Genomic DNA, 3,135 nt, shown 5'->3' with positions numbered 1-3,135 from the left:
CGCTCCGGTCCCACCGCGTCGATCACCGCGCGCACGACCGCGGGATGCAGGTGCACCCCGTCGGCGATGAGCTCGACAGTCACCCGGGGATCCTCCAGCAAGGCCAGCGCCGGCCCGGGCTGCCGGTGATGCAGCGGCCGCATCGCATTGAACAGATGCGTGCCGACCGTTGCTCCCGAATCGATCGCCTGCCGCGTCTGCTCGTAGGTGGCATCGGTATGACCGACGGCCACAAGTATTCCCGCATCGACCAGGCGACTGATCGCTGCGGCGCTGCCGAAGCGTTCGGGCGCCAGCGTCACCATCCTGATCGCACCGTCACCGGCGGCGAGCACCGCGTCGACCTCGGCGGGCTCCGGGTCGCGCAGCTGCCCGACATCGTGGGCACCGCCGCGGGCCGGGCTCAGCCACGGCCCCTCCACGTGAATACCGGCGATCACTCCGGACCGTGTCGACTCGGCGAGCGCACGCAGTCCCGCAAGCAAGTCGGCGGGCGATGCGGTGACCAGGCTGGCCAGGGTGCTCGTGGTGCCGTGTCGGCGGTGGAATGCGGCTGCCCGCTCGATGTCGGCGAGATCGCCGTCGGTGTACGACGCGCCGCCGCCACCGTGCACATGCACATCGACGAATCCGGGCACCACGACCGCGCCGGCCAGGTCGACGTCAGGCCGTTGCGGCGGGGCACCCGCGCCGCAATCGAGGATTCGCCGACCGGCGATCTGCAACCAGCCCGGCCGGCAGATCACTCCCGTCAAGGCCACGACGCTCGCGCTGATCAGCGTCATGCCCAGCGTCCGCCGTTCTCCCAGAAGTGCCGAATCTCCTCCAACTGGCGGCCCTTGGTCTCCGGCGCCAACCGGTAGACGAAGACGAAGGCGACCACGGCGAACACCCCGAGCGCGGCGAAAGTGATGCTGCTGCCCACCGTTTGCAGCAACGACAGGAAAAGCGCTGCCACCAGCGCGTTGCCGATCAGGTTGGCGGTCAGCATCGCCGAGGAGCCTATCGAGCGCAGCCGCGACGGCAGACTCTCGCCGGCGTAGACCCACACCAGCGCGCCGAATCCGAACGTGAACCCGACGGTGAACAACAGCACGCCGGCGACGCCGATCATCGGCGCCGCACCGGAATCACCCGCACCGACCAGCACCGCGTCCGCGGCGATCATGACGCCGATACCGGTCAACAGGATCGGCCGGCGGCCGAGCCGGTCAACCAGTACCAGCGATACCCCGACCGCGATCAGGCCTGCGACCTGAATCAGCGCCGGCACCACCAGCAACGCGAAGTTGCCGGTAAATCGCATGGCCTGCAACAACCGTGGGCTGTAATACACGATTGCGTTGATGCCGGTGATCTGGATCAGAAACCCCAGTCCCACCAGGAAGACGGTGGCCCGCAGATACGGTCGGCGCAGCATCTCGGCCAGCGCCGCGCCGCGTTCTTCGCTGAGCGCGCCCAAGATTTCGGTGATTTCCCGCTCGACGTCCGCCTCGCCCTCGACCCGTCGCAGCACCGTGCGGGCATCGGCCACTCGGCTTTTCGACAGGTACCACCGCGCGGTGTCGGGCATGCGCAGCACCAGCAGCGTCACCAAAGCGGCCGGCGCCGCGGCCAACCCGAGCATCACTCGCCAGCTGTGCGAATCGGCCAGCGCGTAAGCGGCCAGGTAGCCGGCGATGATCCCGGTGACCGTGGCCACCTGGTAGGCCACCAGCAGCGAGCCTCGCCACGCCGCGTGCGCCGATTCGGCGATGAACACCGGCACCACCACCACGGAGACACCGATCGTCACACCCAGCAGTAGGCGGGCCGCCAGCAGCATCGGCACTGACACCGACATCGCCGCCAGCACCGCGAACACCGTGTAGCCGGCCGCCACCAACACCATCGAGCGTTTCCGGCCGATCGCGTTAGCCAGCACACCGCCGCCGAGCGCACCCGCTATTTCACCGACCGCCACAGCGGTCATCACCAACTCCTGCTGCCCGATGGTCAAGTGGAACTGATCGGTGATGAACAGCAGGGCCCCGGCGATGTTGGACAAGTCGTAGCCGTAGATGACGCCCACGCTCGCCGCCGTCAAGCCGACCAGCAACGCTCGACGGTTGCGGCTCATACCGCGTTTATAGTGGCCCGCGCCGCGGCAAGGACGCCGGACCGGTCAAGTGGCTGCTGCGTGCGGTCTAATTCTGCGGGCGGCGGTTCATCGAGCGCGCAGCGAGGATCAAGCCGAAGACGATGATGCTGCCGATCACCGCGACGCCTACGCGCACCGGCAGCGCCTCCGCGGCCGGCACTATCCCGGTGGCTTGAGCACTGGTGTCCGGCGACCCGGTGTCCGCCGCGGGCTTGGGCGCCACCAGCGCCGGATCGGGCTCGATCAGCGTCCCCACCCGGGTGCCCGGGGTGGTGGCGAACCCGTAATCCAGCAGATGTGCCGCCTGCTGCCACGGCGGTATCGGCTGACGGGTGCCGTGCATCAACACCGCCACCAGCCGCCGCCCGTCGCGGTCGGCGGCACCGACGAAAGTCTGGCCCGCGTCGTCGGTGTAGCCGGTCTTGCCGCCGAGCGCCCCGGCGTAGTGGTAGAGCAGTTGGTTGTCGTTCTCCAGTTGGTAGCCGGGATGGTCGCCGTGACCCGGGAAGTCGAACGTCCGCGTCGCCACGATGCTGCTGAAGGTGGGGTTCTGCCAGGCGTAGCGGTAGAACAGGCCGATGTCGTAGGCGGAGGTGCTCATGCCTGGCCCGTCCAGCCCGGATGGTGTCGCGACGCGGGTGTCCCGTCCGCCCAGCTTGCCGGCCAGCACGTTGATCTTCTCCAGGGCAATCTGCATGCCGCCCAGCTGCCCGGCCAGCGCGTGGGCGGCGTCGTTGCCGGAGTGCATCAGCAGCCCGTGCAGTAACTGGTTGACGGTGTAGGTGCCCTCCGGCGCGACGCCGACCTTGGTGCCCTCGGCGGCGGCATCCTCGGCGGTGCCGGGAACCGCCTTGTTCAGGCTGAGCTCGTTGATCGACGCCATGGCCACCAGCACCTTGATGACACTGGCCGGCCGGTGCCGGCCGTGCGGGTCCCGGGCGGCGACGACGGCACCGCTGTCCATGTCGGCGACCACCCAGGCTTCGGCGGAGATG

3 protein-coding genes are annotated in these 3,135 nt (G+C 68.9%); all 3 read right to left on the bottom strand.

The features are described from left to right. The coding region (locus tag WA317_RS04220) for an N-acetylglucosamine-6-phosphate deacetylase (protein WP_425171851.1) at window positions 1–785 on the bottom strand (785 nt) is incomplete at its 3' end. After that, a complete protein-coding gene (locus tag WA317_RS04215) occupies window positions 782–2,119 on the bottom strand; it encodes a sugar porter family MFS transporter (RefSeq protein ID WP_425171850.1) in 1,338 nt (445 codons plus the stop codon). The genes WA317_RS04220 and WA317_RS04215, both read right to left, overlap by 4 nt. 67 nt (window positions 2,120–2,186) lie before the next feature. Further along, on the bottom strand, window positions 2,187–3,135 hold a 949-nt coding region (locus tag WA317_RS04210; RefSeq protein ID WP_425171849.1), incomplete at its 5' end, for a D-alanyl-D-alanine carboxypeptidase family protein.

Origin of the sequence: Mycobacterium sp., from assembly GCF_049802695.1 — a bacterium.
Taxonomy (GTDB): domain Bacteria; phylum Actinomycetota; class Actinomycetes; order Mycobacteriales; family Mycobacteriaceae; genus Mycobacterium.
This window is presented reverse-complemented; position numbering and strand designations above follow the sequence as displayed.

What these genes read in the sequence shown, in the direction of transcription:
- WA317_RS04215 (WP_425171850.1), bottom strand. Translation starts at nt 2,119, where the DNA reads ATGAGCCGCAACCGTCGAGCGTTGCTGGTCGGCTTGACGGCGGCGAGC.